The sequence below is a fragment of the Lelliottia amnigena genome (assembly GCF_019047465.1).
Lineage (GTDB): Bacteria > Pseudomonadota > Gammaproteobacteria > Enterobacterales > Enterobacteriaceae > Enterobacter > Enterobacter amnigenus.
Genome location: NZ_CP077236.1, coordinates 182,700 through 199,773, shown reverse-complemented (window position 1 = coordinate 199,773; position 17,074 = coordinate 182,700). Strand labels below are relative to the sequence as shown.

19 protein-coding genes and 3 pseudogenes are annotated in these 17,074 nt (G+C 51.4%); 13 read left to right on the top strand and 9 right to left on the bottom strand.

Going from position 1 to position 17,074, the window contains the following annotated elements; all coding sequences use genetic code 11:
• The 8 genes and pseudogenes from I6L74_RS00945 to I6L74_RS00910 all read left to right on the top strand — a co-directional run.
• Positions 1 to 393, top strand: a pseudogene (locus I6L74_RS00945) (baseplate J/gp47 family protein); the annotation flags it as partial.
• Positions 374 to 670 (top strand): annotated as a pseudogene (locus tag I6L74_RS00940) (phage tail protein I); the annotation flags it as partial. The pseudogenes I6L74_RS00945 and I6L74_RS00940, both read left to right, overlap by 20 nt.
• Positions 663 to 1,268, top strand: a pseudogene (locus I6L74_RS00935) (contractile injection system protein, VgrG/Pvc8 family); the annotation flags it as partial. The pseudogenes I6L74_RS00940 and I6L74_RS00935, both read left to right, overlap by 8 nt.
• Before the next feature lie 76 nt (positions 1,269 to 1,344).
• The gene (locus tag I6L74_RS00930; protein WP_072241892.1) at positions 1,345 to 1,566 is read left to right on the top strand and encodes a DNA-binding transcriptional regulator; all 222 of its coding nucleotides are present in this window, start codon (positions 1,345 to 1,347) and stop codon (positions 1,564 to 1,566) included.
• A gap of 420 nt (positions 1,567 to 1,986) precedes the next feature.
• Positions 1,987 to 3,195 carry an MFS transporter gene (locus tag I6L74_RS00925; protein WP_059179505.1) on the top strand — a complete coding sequence of 403 codons (1,209 nt, stop codon included), beginning with the start codon at positions 1,987 to 1,989 and terminating at the stop codon, positions 3,193 to 3,195.
• Positions 3,196 to 3,240: 45 nt separating this feature from the next.
• Positions 3,241 to 3,729, top strand: coding sequence for a cysteine hydrolase family protein (locus I6L74_RS00920; protein WP_016246481.1), 489 nt, complete (start codon positions 3,241 to 3,243; stop codon positions 3,727 to 3,729).
• 272 nt (positions 3,730 to 4,001) lie between these two features.
• Complete coding sequence (locus I6L74_RS00915; RefSeq protein ID WP_016246480.1) at positions 4,002 to 4,781, top strand: MBL fold metallo-hydrolase; 780 nt, start codon at positions 4,002 to 4,004, stop codon at positions 4,779 to 4,781.
• A gap of 128 nt (positions 4,782 to 4,909) precedes the next feature.
• Positions 4,910 to 5,884: a GlxA family transcriptional regulator gene (locus I6L74_RS00910; RefSeq protein ID WP_034496757.1), complete on the top strand. Its 975-nt coding sequence runs from the start codon at positions 4,910 to 4,912 to the stop codon at positions 5,882 to 5,884.
• Between the two features lie 396 nt (positions 5,885 to 6,280).
• Here I6L74_RS00910 and trhP read toward each other — a convergent pair whose 3' ends face one another.
• Entirely contained in the window at positions 6,281 to 7,642 is a 1,362-nt protein-coding gene (gene trhP, locus I6L74_RS00905) for a prephenate-dependent tRNA uridine(34) hydroxylase TrhP (RefSeq protein ID WP_059179506.1), read from the bottom strand.
• A 128-nt stretch (positions 7,643 to 7,770) separates the two neighbouring features.
• A complete protein-coding gene (locus I6L74_RS00900; protein WP_059179507.1) occupies positions 7,771 to 8,181 on the bottom strand; it encodes a hypothetical protein in 411 nt (136 codons plus the stop codon).
• Between the two features lie 241 nt (positions 8,182 to 8,422).
• Here I6L74_RS00900 and I6L74_RS00895 point away from each other — a divergent pair, with 241 nt between their 5' ends.
• Positions 8,423 to 8,851: a VOC family protein gene (locus I6L74_RS00895; protein ID WP_059179508.1), complete on the top strand. Its 429-nt coding sequence runs from the start codon at positions 8,423 to 8,425 to the stop codon at positions 8,849 to 8,851.
• 175 nt (positions 8,852 to 9,026) lie between these two features.
• The gene (locus I6L74_RS00890) at positions 9,027 to 9,680 is read left to right on the top strand and encodes a hypothetical protein (RefSeq protein ID WP_059179509.1); all 654 of its coding nucleotides are present in this window, start codon (positions 9,027 to 9,029) and stop codon (positions 9,678 to 9,680) included.
• Between the two features lie 181 nt (positions 9,681 to 9,861).
• Here the strand turns inward: I6L74_RS00890 and I6L74_RS00885 are convergent, their stop codons facing one another.
• Positions 9,862 to 10,227 (bottom strand): DUF596 domain-containing protein, encoded by a 366-nt coding sequence (locus tag I6L74_RS00885; RefSeq protein WP_217445674.1) that lies wholly within the window; start codon positions 10,225 to 10,227, stop codon positions 9,862 to 9,864.
• A gap of 186 nt (positions 10,228 to 10,413) precedes the next feature.
• Here I6L74_RS00885 and I6L74_RS00880 point away from each other — a divergent pair, with 186 nt between their 5' ends.
• On the top strand, positions 10,414 to 10,824 hold the full coding sequence (locus I6L74_RS00880; protein ID WP_059179511.1) for an ASCH domain-containing protein: 411 nt from the start codon (positions 10,414 to 10,416) through the stop codon (positions 10,822 to 10,824).
• A 99-nt stretch (positions 10,825 to 10,923) separates the two neighbouring features.
• On the opposite strand, the gene I6L74_RS00875 is transcribed toward I6L74_RS00880, so the two are convergent.
• Positions 10,924 to 11,433 (bottom strand): GNAT family N-acetyltransferase, encoded by a 510-nt coding sequence (locus I6L74_RS00875; RefSeq protein ID WP_059179512.1) that lies wholly within the window; start codon positions 11,431 to 11,433, stop codon positions 10,924 to 10,926.
• 110 nt (positions 11,434 to 11,543) lie between these two features.
• Here I6L74_RS00875 and I6L74_RS00870 point away from each other — a divergent pair, with 110 nt between their 5' ends.
• Both I6L74_RS00870 and I6L74_RS00865 read left to right on the top strand, forming a co-directional pair.
• Positions 11,544 to 11,795 (top strand): hypothetical protein, encoded by a 252-nt coding sequence (locus I6L74_RS00870; RefSeq protein ID WP_059179513.1) that lies wholly within the window; start codon positions 11,544 to 11,546, stop codon positions 11,793 to 11,795.
• Positions 11,792 to 12,469, top strand: coding sequence for a type 1 glutamine amidotransferase domain-containing protein (locus I6L74_RS00865; RefSeq protein WP_059179514.1), 678 nt, complete (start codon positions 11,792 to 11,794; stop codon positions 12,467 to 12,469). Before I6L74_RS00870 ends, I6L74_RS00865 begins: the two co-directional genes overlap by 4 nt.
• Positions 12,470 to 12,707: 238 nt before the next feature.
• On the opposite strand, the gene I6L74_RS00860 is transcribed toward I6L74_RS00865, so the two are convergent.
• The 5 genes from I6L74_RS00860 to I6L74_RS00840 form a co-directional block, all read right to left on the bottom strand.
• The gene (locus I6L74_RS00860) at positions 12,708 to 13,727 is read right to left on the bottom strand and encodes an NADP-dependent oxidoreductase (protein ID WP_072241893.1); all 1,020 of its coding nucleotides are present in this window, start codon (positions 13,725 to 13,727) and stop codon (positions 12,708 to 12,710) included.
• The gene (locus I6L74_RS00855) at positions 13,724 to 14,119 is read right to left on the bottom strand and encodes a hypothetical protein (protein WP_059179516.1); all 396 of its coding nucleotides are present in this window, start codon (positions 14,117 to 14,119) and stop codon (positions 13,724 to 13,726) included. Before I6L74_RS00855 ends, I6L74_RS00860 begins: the two co-directional genes overlap by 4 nt.
• Before the next feature lie 2 nt (positions 14,120 to 14,121).
• Complete coding sequence (locus I6L74_RS00850) at positions 14,122 to 14,940, bottom strand: oxidoreductase (RefSeq protein WP_059179517.1); 819 nt, start codon at positions 14,938 to 14,940, stop codon at positions 14,122 to 14,124.
• Between the two features lie 115 nt (positions 14,941 to 15,055).
• Entirely contained in the window at positions 15,056 to 15,838 is a 783-nt protein-coding gene (locus tag I6L74_RS00845) for an SDR family NAD(P)-dependent oxidoreductase (protein WP_059179518.1), read from the bottom strand.
• A gap of 75 nt (positions 15,839 to 15,913) precedes the next feature.
• Positions 15,914 to 17,005: an alkene reductase gene (locus I6L74_RS00840; protein WP_059179519.1), complete on the bottom strand. Its 1,092-nt coding sequence runs from the start codon at positions 17,003 to 17,005 to the stop codon at positions 15,914 to 15,916.
• Positions 17,006 to 17,074 lie beyond the last annotated feature (69 nt).

Below are 17,074 nucleotides of genomic sequence, written 5' to 3'. Positions count from 1 at the left end.
ATGGCGACCATTGTTGACCTGAGCCAGCTCGCCGCGCCCGATGTCGTGGAAACGCTGGATTATGAAACCATCCTGACCGAACGAAAGGCGATTCTCGTCTCGCTCTATCCTGCAGACCAACAGGAAGCGGTCGCGCGCACGCTGACGCTCGAATCCGAGCCGATTGTGAAACTGCTGCAGGAGAACGCTTATCGGGAAGTTATCTGGCGTCAGCGCGTCAATGAGGCCGCGCGTGCGGTCATGCTGGCTTACGCTGCCGGTGCTGACCTCGACCAGCTCGGGGCTAATTCCAGCGTTGAGCGCCTCGTGATTACGCCTGCAGACGAGACCACGCTGCCGCCGACGCCTGCCGTGATGGAATCGGACACCGACTATCGCCTGCGCATTCAGCAATAACCGACTGCTGCCGGTCGGCTCGTCACCGCTTGAGGTGGCGGCGGCGCGCGCCTGTGCGGATATCGAAAATACCCCCGTCCCGCTACGCCGTCTGTGGAACGCCGACACCTGCCCCGCGAATCTGCTGCCGTGGCTGGCGTGGGCGTTTTCAGTTGACCGCTGGGATGAGAGCTGGCCGGAAGAAACGAAACGCGAGGTGATCCGCGCGGCGTGGTTTATCCATGCGCACAAAGGGACGATAGGCGCGGTGCGTCGCGTAGTGGAGCCGCTCGGGTAGCGGGATGACGGCCAGCGGAAAACCTATCCCACAAATGACCGTTGAGCGTGGCGACGGCGACCGTCATCAGTTTGCGATTGCTGACCGGGAGGCGTACACCGGCGTGACGGCGAAATGGCTGCACACCAAAGACCCGAAACCGCAAAAGCAAAAGGTGAAGCTCAAACGAAAACCTAAAGTGAAGCACCTGCGCGCGCTGCAGCATCCGAAAGCGGCCAAAACCACCACAAAGGCCAAAGCCAAAAAAGAGCAAGAGGCGCGCGAGGGTGAGTATATGGCCGGTGAGGCTGACAACGTGCTGGAGCTGACAACCATCTACGCGACAAAATCGCAGGCGATGCGCGCCGCTCAGGCGAAGTGGGACAAAATACAGCGCGGCGTGGCGGAGTTTTCAATCTCGCTGGCTATTGGCCGTGCAGATTTATTTCCTGAAACGCCGGTAGCGGTGAAAGGCTTTAAGCGCGTGATAGACGAGCAGGCGTGGATAATCAGCCGCGTGGTGCACAGTCTCAACGGGAACGGCTACACGACGGGCTTAGAGCTTGAGGTCAAGGTTTCTGACGTGGAGTATGAGAGCGAAGAAACAGAAAGCTGAACTGTTTATATGTGTTTGTTTTGTATGGTTAAAGTGAGTAAAATGCATGCATCGGAAACGTTCAAAGGTGCTCATCATGTTTCACTGTCCTAAATGCCATCACGCCGCTCATGCTCGCACGAGTCGCTATTTTTCAGACACGACAAAAGAGCGTTATCATCAGTGCCAAAATATCAACTGCAGTTGCACCTTTGTCACGACCGAAACCCTTTCGCGTTTTATCGTTTCACCGGGTGAGGTCGTGCCAGCACCACCACACCCGACAAGCTCAGGACAGCAGCAGATCCACTGGATGTGATCAACGAGAAAGCCCCGCAATTGCGGGGCTTTTTGTATCTGTTAGATTTGTGCTGTTAATCACATGACCGTCTGCAAAGTGCCAGGAGCGGACACCCAGATAAAAAAGCATATTAACGTTGAATGATTTCCTGGATGGCATTGGCTGATTAGGTCTTTACTCGACCGCATGACATATTGGCCCAATTTCATTGATTCCTGGCGTGCAGCCCACTCACTGACTACTCATCACTCTCCCTATAATGGCAACGTCAGCAGGCCATTAGCTCATCTTTCTCATGAAAAATCGCCTTGTTCAAACCTGATCGCCATCCTGGCCCAGCATCTTTCTGAGTGACGCAACCTTAACTCAGTCAGTAATAGTCACTGAGACTGAAATTGTATTGATGCTTAATTTCGTGTCTTTCGGAGCTTCAAAAAAATGAGGAATATGCATCGACAGGTCCTGATACTTGCAGGTTCTCAGGCCATCTTTCAATCCATAGCGGTACTGATAATGACTATCGGTGGGCTTGCAGGTGCGCTTCTTGCCCCCGGCCCCGCGCTGAGCACCGTACCGCTCGCAATGGCAAGTCTTGGCACTGTGTTAGTGATGTTTCCTGCATCGTTATGGATGAGCCGGATAGGCAGGAAAACCGGCTTTATAACCGGTGCTCTGAGCGGAATTATATCGGCTATTATTTCCATGGCGGCAATGATCCAATATTCCTTCATTCTGCTGTGTATTGGTATGTTCTTTCTGGGGATTTATCAGGCGTTCGCTCAGTTTTATCGCTTTGCCGCCGGTGAAGTCGTTCTCCCGGCATTCCGGACTAAAGCTATTTCGCTGGTATTGGCTGGAGGTGTCGTTGCCGCTCTGCTTGGCCCGTTTCTGGCAAGCTTCGGAAGCGCATTTTTTAGCGTTTCCTATGCAGGGTCATTCCTCTTTATGGGAATAATGGCTTCGGTGGGTCTGTTGCTATTATCACGTTTACAGATACCGGTTCAGTCAATGGAAGCTTCTGAACACGTTATCGCGAGGTCATGGAAAAAAGTCGTTTTTCAGCCCGCTTATCTTGTTGCCCTTTTTTCCGGCGCGTCAGGATTTGGAATTATGGTACTGGGCCTGACCGCGACACCTATCGCGATGAAGCACTACGATTTTGACTTGCCTCAAATTGCTACCGTGATACAGCTCCACATACTGGGCCGGTTTGTACCGTCATTCTTCACCGGAAAACTGATCGACCGATTTGGCGTCATTAACATTATGCTGGCGGGCATTCTTCTCATGCTTGCTTACCTTGCTCTGGCGTTTTCAGGCGTCACCTGGGGAGTGTTTACGGGTGCATTAATATTGATGGGAATCGGTTGGAACTTTCTCTATGTCGGCGGAACCAGCTTATTGGCAACAACTTACACTACAGAGGAAAAGGGGGTTGCGCAGGCGACCAATGACATGAGCGTTTTTATCTTCAGCCTGATTTGTTCGCTGGGTGCCGGCCCACTGCTAAATGCTTATGGCTGGAAAACCATGCACCTCCTTTTAGTACCCTGGGTCCTGTTTCTTATGGTGCCGCTACTGTGGCTCGCTGTGCGTAAAAAACGTCAGGATAACGCTGAGAATGAGGTCACTTTACCACTGCAGTAAATTGACTCTGTGAACCTTCCAACCAATAAACCCCAAGGACTCAACATGAAAAATGCTCTGATTGTTATTGATATTCAGAATGATTATTTCCCGGGCGGAGCCTTTCCGCTTGAGGAGCCTGAGCTAGCCTGTAAAGCTGCAATGACTGCGATTGAAAAAGCGCGCAAAGAAGGTTGGCTTATCGTCGGCATCCAGCATATTGCAACGCCCGAAGCTCCTTTCTTCAAACCTGACAGTAAAGGCGCGAACATTCATCCGGATGTTGTTGCTGCACTGGGAAATGCACCCGTGATTATCAAGAAAGAGGCAGACAGCTTCTTCGAAACCAGCCTTGAGCAGTTGCTACGTGAGAATGGCATCACTGATATCTATCTTACCGGCATGATGACGCAGCACTGTGTCACACATACTGCGCTTTCCCCGCAAGCTCAGGGCATGAAGATGCATATCATTGCGCAAGCATGCGCTGCACCCACCAAAGCTCTGAGCGATCTTGCCCTGTTCGGACTGAGTGCACGCTGCAATGTGAGTTAACCAACTGATTTTGTTAAGTACAGGCCTATCCAGGGGATGTGTTTTTTCAGATAACACATCCCTTTTTTATTTCATTTGAACCGTCATTGGGTTGTAACGGAATACCACTAAACCCTGCGCATTACGATTGACCTGATTTCATCGGTTAATGACCAGAGAGCATGTCACGACCTCTCCCTTCCTCATTTTATAGTAAGCCAACTCGCATCCCCCCGGCAGCACAACAGCCAATACGGTGGGTGAATAAATCTGATTAATGACTGGAGCAATAAATGAAATTAACGCAAATCCGCAACGCCACGCTGGTACTGGAATATGCCGGTAAAAAATTCCTTATCGATCCTATGCTGGCCGAAAAAGAAGCCTGGGACGGCTTTGCTGGAAGTGCACGCCCACATCTGCGTAATCCAATGGTGGCCTTGCCTGTGGCCGTTAAGGATTTACTGACGGTTGATGCCGTTATCCTGACTCACACCCATACCGATCACTGGGATGAGGCTGCCCAGCAGGCTATTCCCAAAGACATGCTTATCTACACGCAGGATGAAAAAGATGCGGCACTTCTCCGCTCTCAGGGCTTTCTCAACATTCGCGTTCTGAAAGAGGAAAATCATTTCGTAGACGGCATGACTATTTACAAAACCGACGGCCAGCATGGCAGCAACGAATTGTACGCTGATGCCCAGTGGGGTGAGCTACTCGGTGATGCATGTGGGCTGGTCTTCACTCACCATGATGAAAAAACGTTGTATATCGCGGGTGATACTGTCTGGGTTAAGCCTTACGCAAAAAACCTGCAACGTTTCAAACCGGAGATTGTGGTGCTGAACACCGGTTATGCGGTAAATGACCTTTACGGTCCGATTATCATGGGCAAAGAGGACACACTGCGCACACTGAAAATGTTGCCCAATGCCACCGTCGTGGCGTCTCATATGGAATCGATTAATCATTGCCTTCTTACCCGTGCGGAACTTCGCGAGTTCACGCTTGAACATGGTATTGAAGATAAGGTTCTGATTCCCGCAGACGGCGAGACAATGGCTTTCTGACAGGCCATCCCACCTGACCTGATGAGGAATGCCATTACTACTGGTCACCTGTTATTGTTTGGTCAGTTAAAATAAGCGTTTTAGCCGCCGGTAAGCCGGTGGCTATCATTTACGGTAAGGTTAACGTTATGTCTGCACTGACGGTCGCCGTGATTGCCACGGCCGGATTTAGCCCATTTCACTTTTCAGTCCCTTGTATTATTTTCGGGCAGTCTATGCCGCAACCGGATTTATTCTGCGTCGAAATCTGCGCTGAAAACCCTGGCGTTGTTATGTCTGATATGGGCCTGTCCATCAACGTGGAGCATGGACTTGAGCTGCTGGACACCGCAGACATTATTATCGTGCCTTACTGGAATCATCCGGAAGAAAAACCATCTCAGGCCCTGCTGGATGGGTTAATAAAAGCATGGCAGCGTGGTGCAGAAGTGGTGGGACTTTGTCTCGGTGCTTACGTACTTGCCTATTCCGGCTTACTGGATGGGCACCGTGCTGCCACACACTGGGAATACGAACAGGACTTTATTGAACGATTTCCTGCTGTCCATCTGGACAGCAACTCGCTGTATACCAGTGATGAACGTCTGATTACCTCAGCGGGCACCGCCGCCGGTATTGATTGCTGCCTGAATATTATCCGTGACCATTACGGTTCTGCTATAGCTAACCGGGTGGCAAGAAGAATGGTTGTTCCACCTTACCGGGAAGGTGGCCAGGCCCAGTTTATTGAACGCCCGGTCCCGGTATCGACCCGGGATAGCAAAATGAATGAACTGATAGAGTATCTGCGCCGTAACCTGGACAAGCCTCATGATCTCGACTCACTTGCCGGGTTTGTCAGCATGAGTCGACGAACGTTAACGCGTCATTTTTTCAGGGCAACCGGAACGACGCTTGGCGATTGGCTGAACGCGGAACGCCTTCAGAGAAGTCAGGAGTTACTGGAAACGACAAACATTAGTATTGAACGTGTATCCGAAATGGTGGGTTTTCAGTCGCCAGTCTCATTTCGTCAGAGCTTCAAAGCGAGATTCAGCGTCAGTCCAAGCGAATGGCGTAGAGCTTTTCGAGGGCCTGCGCCTGTTGATGTCGACGTGAAGTGAGAGCCAACCCCTACCAGTTTAAATCCTCTTAGCTAGAAGGTTTGTATCACGTCCGTTCCTCGCTCATAGCAGACGGTCAAAAGCATGCTCGTTACTGACTAAATATGATTTATCTATCAGCCTCAGTTAAAACAAAAGCCCCGCATATGCAGGGCTTTAGCTATCGATGTGGTCAATGCGTGGACGCTACCAGAAATAAATCCTTTTATTTCATTGGCTTAATCAAAAAAAATAAGCCTGCGTAAGGGAGATTACGCAGGCTAAGGAGGTGGTTCCTGGTACAGCTAGCATTTATGGGTTATGTTTTTCAGCGGAAGGGATAATACCCGTAACAAACGAAGCCGTATGTGATCCGATTCTAAGAATCTTCCTGATGTGAAAAATAACCCTAATAAACTATTTATTGTGCGGATTACGGGTGCTTTCACCGGCGAAATTACGCATCAGCAGTGCATATTCCAGCTCCACTTCTTCCGGTACGGGTAACCACACGGTGTGTCCGTCACCAGGTGCCACGGTGATGGTTTCGCCTTTGCCGTTTTCCAGGTGTTCCAGCGTAAAGTTGAGATTGCCCTGCGGGGTCATCAGCTCAAGACTATCGCCCAGGGTGAATTTGTTTTTCACCGCGACGGCTGCTAAATGGCCTTTACGTGCGCCGGTGAAATCACCGACAAACTGCTGACGCTCGGACACGGAATAGCCGTGCTCGTAGTTTTGGTAATCGTCATGTGTATGGCGACGCAGGAAACCTTCGGTATAGCCGCGATGGGCCAGGCCTTCCAGCGTCTCCAGCAGGCTGGTGTCAAACGGTTTGCCCGCTGCGGCGTCGTCAATGGCTTTGCGATACACTTGGGCGGTACGTGCGCAGTAGTAATAGGATTTGGTACGGCCTTCGATTTTTAACGAATGCACGCCCATCTGGGTCAAACGCTCAACGTGCGCAATCGCACGCAGATCTTTGGAGTTCATGATGTAAGTGCCGTGCTCGTCTTCGAACGCCGTCATGTACTCGCCCGGACGTTTGGCCTCTTCAATCATAAACACGCTGTCGGTCGGTGCGCCCACGCCCAGGGTCGGCTCAACGTTTTTCACCGGGATTGGTTCGTGCTGATGCACGATGTTGCCGATGTCGTCTTCTTTCCCTTCCTGGACATTGTATTCCCAGCGGCAGGCGTTGGTGCAGGTGCCCTGATTCGGGTCACGTTTATTGATGTAGCCCGACAGCAGGCAACGGCCAGAATAGGCCATGCACAGCGCGCCGTGAACGAAGATTTCGAGCTCCATTTCTGGCACCTGAGTACGGATTTCTTCGATCTCTTCCAGCGACAACTCACGCGAGAGGATCACGCGGGTCAGACCCATTTGTTTCCAGAATTTCACCGTCGCCCAGTTCACGGCGTTCGCCTGCACGGATAAGTGAATATCCATTTCCGGGAAGTTCTCGCGCACCAGCATGATTAAACCCGGATCCGACATAATCAGCGCGTCAGGACCCATTTCCACAACTGGCTTGAGATCGCGAATAAACGTTTTCAGCTTGGCGTTATGCGGCGCAATGTTCACCACAACGTAGAATTTTTTGCCCAGGGCATGCGCTTCATTGATGCCGAGCTGTAAATTTTCGTGGTTGAATTCGTTATTACGCACGCGCAGCGAGTAGCGCGGCTGACCCGCATACACGGCATCCGCGCCATAGGCGAAAGCGTAACGCATATTCTGCAGCGTTCCCGCCGGGGAAAGGAGTTCTGGTTTAAACATGTTTGTTCTCGTTCTGATGACAGGTCAGATCCGCCTGCACCAGGTGCAGCGGTGGGGAGATCCCGTACTTTAAGGGCGGGCATTGTAGCGCTGCGGGGGAGGGAGGTAAACCCTTTGCCCCGCCGCATTTATTCTCGTCCGGCTTTGCGGTACTGCCAGTAGTGATAAGCCATATAGATCAATCCCAGGGGAATGGCGAGCGCAAGCACCGTGAACAGATAGAGGGGGCCCAGCCCCCTAAACCCTCTGTCGTCAATCATTTCAAATACTCTTTCGGAAACGCGAGGCCGGATAACGTCGTCGGTTCCTCTTTTTGCAAACGGAAAGAAAACAATTGAGAGGGCGGCGATGAAAAGCAACGGCGTGAAACCGGCGTAGTGATAAATATTGAAGATCGCGATGCCAAGAAGCAGAGCACCCAATGCCAGCTTGCCCAAAAAATCCAGGCTCCGGATAAACAGGATTAACGGGTTTTGCCTCCAGCGATTTTTCTTCTGCGCTTTTTGTTTTTGTAAATATCGACTGCCGCTTTTGCTCACGGTATTTCCTTCACCATCCCGAGGGCCATCAGAATAAAGGATAATATGGCTGCTTTCACCGCTCAGAATTTATGGGGCAGGTAACGCCATCGCCACAATTAATTCAGACGACAGCAGCTGTCTACACGATCTCAGGGAGACAGGTTACACGGTTAAGCAAATCACGATACGGCCTTGACCTAAAGTTAACTTGAGCTTTTAAGATGCACGTTCTGAACTCAACCTGGGACATATTCTGCATATGAAAGATATTGATGTTGGTTTCACGCACGTTGCGTTTGTCGTCAGAGATTTAGATAAGAGCGTTGCTTTCTATCAGCGCTATGCCGGTATGGAGGTTGTCCATTCGCGTGAGCCCGGCGTTCCGGATGCGCGTAAAGTGGCGTGGTTAAGCGATCATACGCGCCCGTTTGCGCTGGTCCTTGTCCAGGCGGACAACGTCACCGATACCCCTTTGGGTCAGTTTGGTCACCTTGGCGTAGCCTGCGCGACCCGCGAAGAAATTGATCGTAAAACCCTGATGGCGCGTGAAGAAGGGTGCTTACGAAAAGCGCCTCAGGACTATGGCGAGCCGGTTGGCTATTTTGTCTTTTTTGCTGATCCAGACGGCAATACGCTGGAGCTCTCTTTCGGGCAACGTGTCGGGCTGGAAGCCATTCGCAACGCGTGATCTCAACGCATGCGCAGCGCCGGGGGATAACGCCGGCAGCGCTGCGCGCTCGATCATTGACGGAAGTAAAACGTTCAGTTTCTCAATTTGGATCACCGCATGAATGAGGTTGTCGCACAGGCGTAAGACGGGCACTATGCGTACTGCCTGAGTCAATAATAAATAAGGGATTTTAATGTTCCGAAAATCGACTGCGATGACTTTATCTCTGCTGATGACGTCGGTATTCCTGCTGACAGGGTGTCCACCGCCACCGGATCTCACACAGTGGCAGCGCCCGGATACGGATATCGACGGCGTGCGCGACGCGATGCGTCAATGCGGCGAGCAAATTCCTGGCCCGGACATTCCCAAAACGGATAATGAATCTGTCCTGTATTATCAGTGTATGGAGAATCAGGGCTTTACCCGTAAAGACGGATTCAAAATTTGCAGCATTCGTGTTTATCGTGATACGCCAGCCTGTATCAGCCGAGATCAAGGATATCCCTTGAGCCAGAGGCAGCTAGACGCACTGCCTTTTGTCGCAGACCGTGGTTTCCATCCCATCAAGCCCGAATTTGGCGTAAGTCAGTCTTCCCTGGTTTCCTGGCGCAAAGCAGGGGCTTCGCTGCATTATTCTCATGAAATTGAAAACGACAAACAAGCACTGGCGGTGATGTATCAATGCGGTTATCCGCAACCTCTCGGCTCGGTGTCTTACGTACCGACGCTACGTAAAGCCGCGTATGTTCAGCAATGTGTGTTGGATAAAGGTTTCGAACCGAAAAATAAGCTCAATTTAGTGTGCCGTAATTATCCGCACGTCACGGGCTGTCCAAAAATGTAAGGCTGTCGCGGAATGTATCCCAGAGAAACGGTATTAACACTCTGGGATTTTCTTCCGGATGTAATATCTATAATTTATTCAATTGATAATATTATATCTGCGACGACATATTTATAATGAAGCATTTATAATGGAATACTGTATTTGAACGTCGAGAAAAATTCTGACTTAAGGCATTTCGTTACGTCCATATTTCTTGCCCATCAGACGTCAACCAAACAATCCCGGCCGGTGCTTTTACTAAAAACCACAGCCCAAACTCATCAAGGTCATCATCCTCGTCTTCCGATGAATAAGATGGCCAGGAATGGTGTAATAGCGCAAGCTGCTCTGAGAGCGTACCTGTCAAAAATATACCGTTCTTTGCAAGCTTAATGACTTTCTTTTCTAATAATTGAGTCAAAATATCAAAGAAGATCTTTTTTCTGAATAAGCGATCGTCGGAATAGGCGGTGCAATCGATGCGAACGTGTTGCCACATTGCTCCCATCGACAGGCCATAAGAACTTTTGATAACGGATGAGTATAACACGTTGAGATTTTCCATTATTTCTCCCTCAATTATCTCGTTCTCATGAACTTATCATTTGATAGTACTTTAATGAGAATTGCAACGGACTCCTCTGGCATGCGATAAACGGGAAATATACCCCCTCTCACGCGTGAGAAACTGTAAAAACTAGCCCAATATCTATAAGATTTCTTTTTAGCACCTGACGAATAAAGGAATGTGATGCGTACCGTCGACGACGTAAAAATGAAGTATCCAGGCGCCAATGCCTGGCAAATGGGTGATAGTCCAGAGCTGGCTAACGCGCTTGCCGATCTTATTATAAGAGGCCTAAAAACAGCCTCATGCGGCTCTTTGGCCTCTTACCAGCGAGAAGAATTCGCACCCAGGATGGGGAGTTACAACATCATCCTTAACGGTGAGGATGAACCGGTATGCGTTATCAGACTGGTTTCGATGCAACTGGTGCGTTTTTGCGATGTGACTGCTGAGTATGCCCGAAAGGAAGGTGAGGGCGATTTAAGCCTGGCGTACTGGCGGAAAGAACATCAGCGATTTTTTACTCGGGAAGGCTATTTTTCTGAGGATATGGAGCTGATTGCCGAAGAGTTTGAGGTGGTTGAAGTGCTGTGACCCAAAGAGACGTTCTTTGACAAAGCGTTTATCGCACGTGTTCCTGACGGCCACCGCGTCCGTGTCGTCTCTATCCGTAGTAAAGAGAAACCTGGGTCGTTAAAAATTCAAACGCATTGCTACGCGTCGCGCTGGATTAAGCTCATGTTTTACGTCCTCAGCTTTCTCGATTCTCAGATGCGGCGGACACGCGTGGTCCTCCACAGGCTCAAAACCCAGCGTGGCGTAAAATTTGGCATTGAAGGCGGCCATATTATCCGTTGTCAGTGTCGCGCCAGCCAAACCGCGTTGTTGCCCGCTGGAGAGCACTGTCTGCATCAACAATCTCCCGATTCCGCGGCGCTGCCAGTGGGGATGCACATCAATTTCAGCAATGTGCAGCCATAAATTGACGATTTTTCCTGCGACAAATCCAACGGGGGTCAAATCAGGTGTAAAGGCCGCAAACAGCAGACCGTCGCGGCTGAAATCACTCAATTCCTGGAGACTGTTTGCGACAGGCTCACCCGTCACCGCGCCTGCGTCACGCAGCGTTTCAAAAGCCGCTAACTCAATGGCGCGCAGTGCAGGAAAATGTGTAGGTTGTGCAGGGCTGACAGTGATATCCATAACTCAGTTCTCCATGGTTTAATGCATTTACATCCCTGGCGGAAGACTATTTCGGGAACGATAAGGTTAGCCAGGCTACCTTTATAGCAAACATCACATCGGGTGCAGCGATGATTAACGGTGTGATGACTCACGCGGCCATCGACAGCCTGCCATTTGGTAGCGTCGGCGCATCCGGTATGGGGGAATACCGCGGGATCCCTGTTTTCCGACATCGGAAACCGGTGGTGGTACAGAACGAAGACGGCGCGTCTAGCCTGCGCTTGCGCGCGCTATCAGGAAAAAATCGCCGACATTATCGCATTTTTATCACGCTTAACCCGACACACTTGTCCAACAAAATCATCAGGAGAGAGCAATGAAAGTATTAATGGTTCTGACCTCGCACAGTGAACTGGGTAATACCGGTAAAAAAACCGGTTTCTGGCTGGAGGAGTTTGCTGCCCCGTACTACGTCTTTAAAGACGCGGGTGCCGAAGTGGTGCTGGCGTCTCCGGCGGGCGGCCAGCCGCCGCTGGATCCGAAAAGCGATTTAGCCGATTTTCAGACCGAGATGACGGATCGCTTCAAAGCCGACCCGGACGCGCAGCGCGAACTCGCTAACACCCTGAAGCTCGACAGCGTGCGCGAGGCAGATTTTGATACCGTCTTCTATCCTGGCGGCCACGGCCCGCTGTGGGATTTGGCGGAGTCGAAGACCTCTATCGCCCTGATTGAAGCCTTTATCCGTGCCGGCAAACCGACGGGTTTCGTCTGCCACGCCCCGGGCGTGTTGCGCCACGTGAAAGCCGCCTCTGGCGAGCCGCTGGTTAAAGGTCGTCAGGTGACCGGTTTTACCAACGGTGAAGAGGCCGATGTTGAACTGACAGATGTTGTGCCTTTTCTGATTGAAGACGAGTTTATCGCGATGGGTGCGCACTACCAGAAAGGCCCGAACTGGGCACCGTTTGTTGTTGAAGACGGTAAGCTTGTCACCGGACAGAATCCCGCCAGCTCTGAAGACGCGGCCAAAGCCTTAGTCGCCCAGCTTCGCTAATCATTCAGGCAAGCATTCTCCCCTAAGCACAGCACGCGCTGTGCTTTCGCTTGCGTGCCGCATGGGATAAATAATCCATCTTCAAACGGGTACGGCTGTTTCTGGCACAGCGCGTAGAGAGCCAGGCGAGTCAGGGGGACTTCTGTGCGTGGGAAGCGGGAATGGCGCACCGCTTCCCCGGGGCAAATGATGTTGGCGATTGCCTCCTGTCACAGGCAGAAGCAAACCGCCGCTGTCGTCACTCGTGTATCTTAACGACAACTTTGCCCTTCGCATGACCTCCAGCAAGATAGTCAAGCGCATCCTTTGTTGCTGTAAACGGGAACACCTTGTCGATCACCGGGACGATCTGTTCCGCTTCGATGAGCTTACTGATTTGAGTGAGTTGCGCGCCATCAGGCCGAACGAAGAGAAATGAATAGCTTAGGTTTCGCTTCTTGGAGAGACGCATAATTTTACGGCTCATCAGGCTAAATACAAAACGCAGGACGATATTTAAATGTCGATCCCGTGCAAAAGCCGCATCTAACGGCCCAATGAGAGAAATGATCTTTCCGCCAGGATTAAGAATTTGAGTCGACTTTTCAATCGTATCCCCTCTGACCGTGCCCAGAACACAATCGTAGCCACTCAGCACGTTTTCAAATTCCTGTTTTTTATAATCAACCACTTCATCTGCGCCAAGACGACTCACCCACTCGATATTGGCTGAACTCGTTGTCGTTCCCACTTTGGCGCCAAGGTGCTTCGCCAGCTGGATGGCAAAGCTGCCAATGCCGCCGGAACCTGCCGGGATGAAAACCTTCTGACCGGGCTGCAGACGCGTGCGCTCTGTGAACGCCTGCCAGGAGGTAAGGCTCACCATGGGCAGTGACGCTGCCTGCACAAAATCCAGATTGGCAGGTTTAATGGCCGCGAGCCTTTCAGGCACAACGGCAAATTCGGCAAGCGATCCTCTTCCCGTGTCGAAAATACTGGCGAAGACTTCGTCGCCTGGCTTGAACCGCGTGACCCGGCTTCCTGTTTCAATGACCACCCCGGCCAGGTCGCTGCCCAGTGTTGCGGGGAGCGTAAAATGCAAAACCGGTTTGAACATGCCAGTGGGGATCATGTTGTCAATGGGATTCAGACCAACAGCGTGAACCTTAACCAGAATTTCGTCAGCACCAATCGAAGGATAATCTCTGTCATCAAATCCCAGCTCAGGGGATTTACCATAGCGTTTAAACGTAAAGGCTTTCATCGTTCTGGTTCTCATCTGTTGTTAATCCTGTCGGTTTTGCGGATGCCCATATTGCTGAATAAAAAAGCGGCTCCCAGTAACAGCTCGATAAACACGGCAAAAAGAATTTGCCTGTTAACATGTCCTTCGCGCCATTCGACGAATCCCGACAGGGCTAACACGAAAGATATCGTGCTAATACCGGCGGCCAGCGCATATCGGGCAGGAGAAGGCTCAGCATTCCTCGCTAAAACACACATTACTCCTGTTCCTGCAAAGAAAGCGGCAGAACGTCGGCTAAGTACATCAGTACCGGATGTGGTTTGAATTCCCCACAGCGTGAGGAACTGTGCCGGGAAAAACATCCATACCGTAGCCAGTATGAAAAACAGCACAGATGCCAGAATGGCCAGTCGGGAAAATTTCATTTTTATTCTTTCGCATCAAGCTGAAGGCTATTTCGCACGACGTTATCGAGGATTTTTGCTGGCGCGAATCTGCGAAGAAAATTCAATTTACCGGCCAGCGTTCCCGCCGTGTAACGTACTTTTGGTCGTAAAGCCTCGGCAGCTTTAACCACGACTTCTGCCACCACTTCCGGACTTTCCGCTTCGGCCATCGCCTTACTGAGCACTTTCGTGAGCTTAGCCCGGAGAAGGTCATATTCTTCAAGCTTTGCATCCGGTTCTATATTATGAGCTTCAAACTGCGTTCTTATAAAGGCAGGTTCGATAACAGATACCCTAATGCCTTGCGTGCGCAGTTCATGGTCCAGAGCGCCTGTGTATCCTTCGACCGCATGCTTACTGGCAGTATAAAGTGCCACATACGGCATCGGCACAATCCCGAGTATCGAACCGATGTTAATGATGCGCCCGCTGCCCTGACGGCGCATCTGAGGGATAACTGCTCGCGTTAACCTGACGATGCCCAGAAAATTGGTGTCAAAAATGTCTCTGGCCTGCTCGACAGAACTTTCTTCAGCCGCCGCCGGAGCGACGCCGAAACCCGCATTATTCACCAGAATATCGATCCGTCCCTCCAGGCGCAGCAGCTCATCAATGGCCGCCTGGACAGAATCGTCGTCCGTCACATCGAGCGTCAATAACGGAAACGGATGCGTTCCCGCCAGCGCACCACGCCGACTTGTGCCGTATACCGTATAACCCGCGGCTAAAAGTTGAATGGCAGACGCTCTGCCAATACCGGAGGACGCGCCCGTAACCAGCGCTACACGTTTTTTTGTCATGCTAAAACCTACATAAATTGTTTGGGGTTTCTCATTGGAGATGAGATGACGCGCTGTAAGGGATTGATGTTCTGCAGAACAACCAAAGATCGTTCTGCAGAAGGCATCTCTTTAGCTACAGGGCTTTATATCGCTCTGCGGCTTCATCTTGTTTGACGTCTGAAAGCAGAGCCTGACGCGAAGCATCGAGCGTGTCCCAGCGTGCCGCATTGTGTAAAGGCGGGATGGTGACCCGTTCACGGCGATCAAAGCCAATCAGTGCGGCATCCACTAACTCACCCACTTCCATGAATTTTGGTGAGTTACTGATGTCGATACCCGCGCGGTCCCAAATTTCTGTGTAAGTACCGGCAGGGAGCACCGCCTGGATATAAATGCCTTTAGATGACAGCTCTACATCCATTCCCTGAGACAGGAAAAGCACAAAGGCTTTCGTTGCGCCGTAAACCGTCATGGCAAATTCCGGGGCGAGCCCGACGATGGAACTGATGTTGACGATCGAACCTTCACCGGCTTTTACCCATCGCGGCGTCACGGCACTGGCAAGCCTTGTGAGGGCGGTGACGTTAAGTGCGATTAGGCGTTCTATCGAATCAGGCGTCTGCTCTGCAAAACCGCCGGACTGCGCGACACCTGCGTTATTGATAAGAATACCAATCCGCGAATCGTCGCGCAGACGCGCTTCGACAGTCGCTAAGTCTGCCGCTTGCGTGAGATCAGCAGGCAGAACATCAACAGCGATACCCCTTTCCTGTCGCAGATGTTCAGCCAGTAGGTCTAACTTTGCTTTGTCGCGGGCGACCAGAACAAGATCGTGTCCCCGGCGGGCGAACCGTTCTGCGTAAACAGCACCAATACCCGTGGATGCGCCTGTAATGAGAACTGAAGGTTTAGTCATAAGTTGATCTTCTTTATTGATATGTAAACAGAATCCGAAATGTGCGCTGCCGTTAGAGCCGAGGCATTCGCAGATTTACTCGCGGGTGTCAGTCAGCGACGGGTAATCGGTGTATCCCGCTGCGCCACCGCCATAAAGGGTTTCAGGATTCAGTGGTGCCAGAGGCGCGTCCGTCTTCAGCCTTTCGACCAGATCCGGGTTGGAGATGAACGGACGACCGAACGCGAACAGATCGGCTTTGCCCTGTGCAAGGTGTGTGGACGCCAACGGCAGGTCATAGCCATTGTTAGCGATGTACGTGTTCTTAAAGCGTCGACGCAGTGAGTCGTAATCGAACGGTGCGATATCGCGTGGGCCGCCCGTAGCGCCTTCAACCACATGGAGATACACGATGCCTAATGCATTGAGTTGCTCAGCGAGGTAGTCATATTGAGGCTGCGGGTCACTGGATGAAATCGCATTAGCCGGTGAAACCGGTGAAATACGCACGCCAGTGCGATCTGCGCCGATCTCATCTACTACGGCAGCGGTGACTTCTAACAGCAGGCGGGCACGATTCTCGACAGAACCGCCGTACTCATCAGTACGCTGGTTTGCGCCATCTTTCAGGAACTGTTCCAGCAGATAACCATTCGCACCGTGGATCTCTACACCGTCAAACCCAGCGGCAATGGCATTGGCTGAGGCATTTCTGAAATCGTCAATAATTCCCGGTATTTCCTGCAATTCAAGCGCACGTGGCTCAGAGACATCAGCAAAACCGTTGTTCACAAAGGTCTTCGTCTCGGCGCGGATAGCGGACGGTGCGACGGGTGCAGCGCCACCAGGCTGTAAATCGACATGCGAAATGCGTCCTACGTGCCACAGCTGCACAAATATGCGCCCACCTTTGGCATGCACCGCGTCAGTTACTTTGCGCCAACCCGTGATTTGAGCTGGCGTATAGATCCCCGGGGTATCCTGATAACCCTGCGCCTGTGCGGAAATCTGCGTGGCTTCGGTAATCAATAATCCAGCGCTAGCGCGCTGGGCGTAATACGTTGCTGCCAGTTCGCTCGGTACCAGTCCTGCTTCGGCCCGGTTGCGCGTCAGGGGAGCCATCACGATGCGGTTCGCAAGTGTTATGGGGCCAAGATCATACGATTGAAATAATGCCTGGTTTGTCATGTTTATTCGCCTGCTAAGGGTTGGTCGATGCGTTGAATTAATGATGATGGTCATAATCTATAAAGTCAA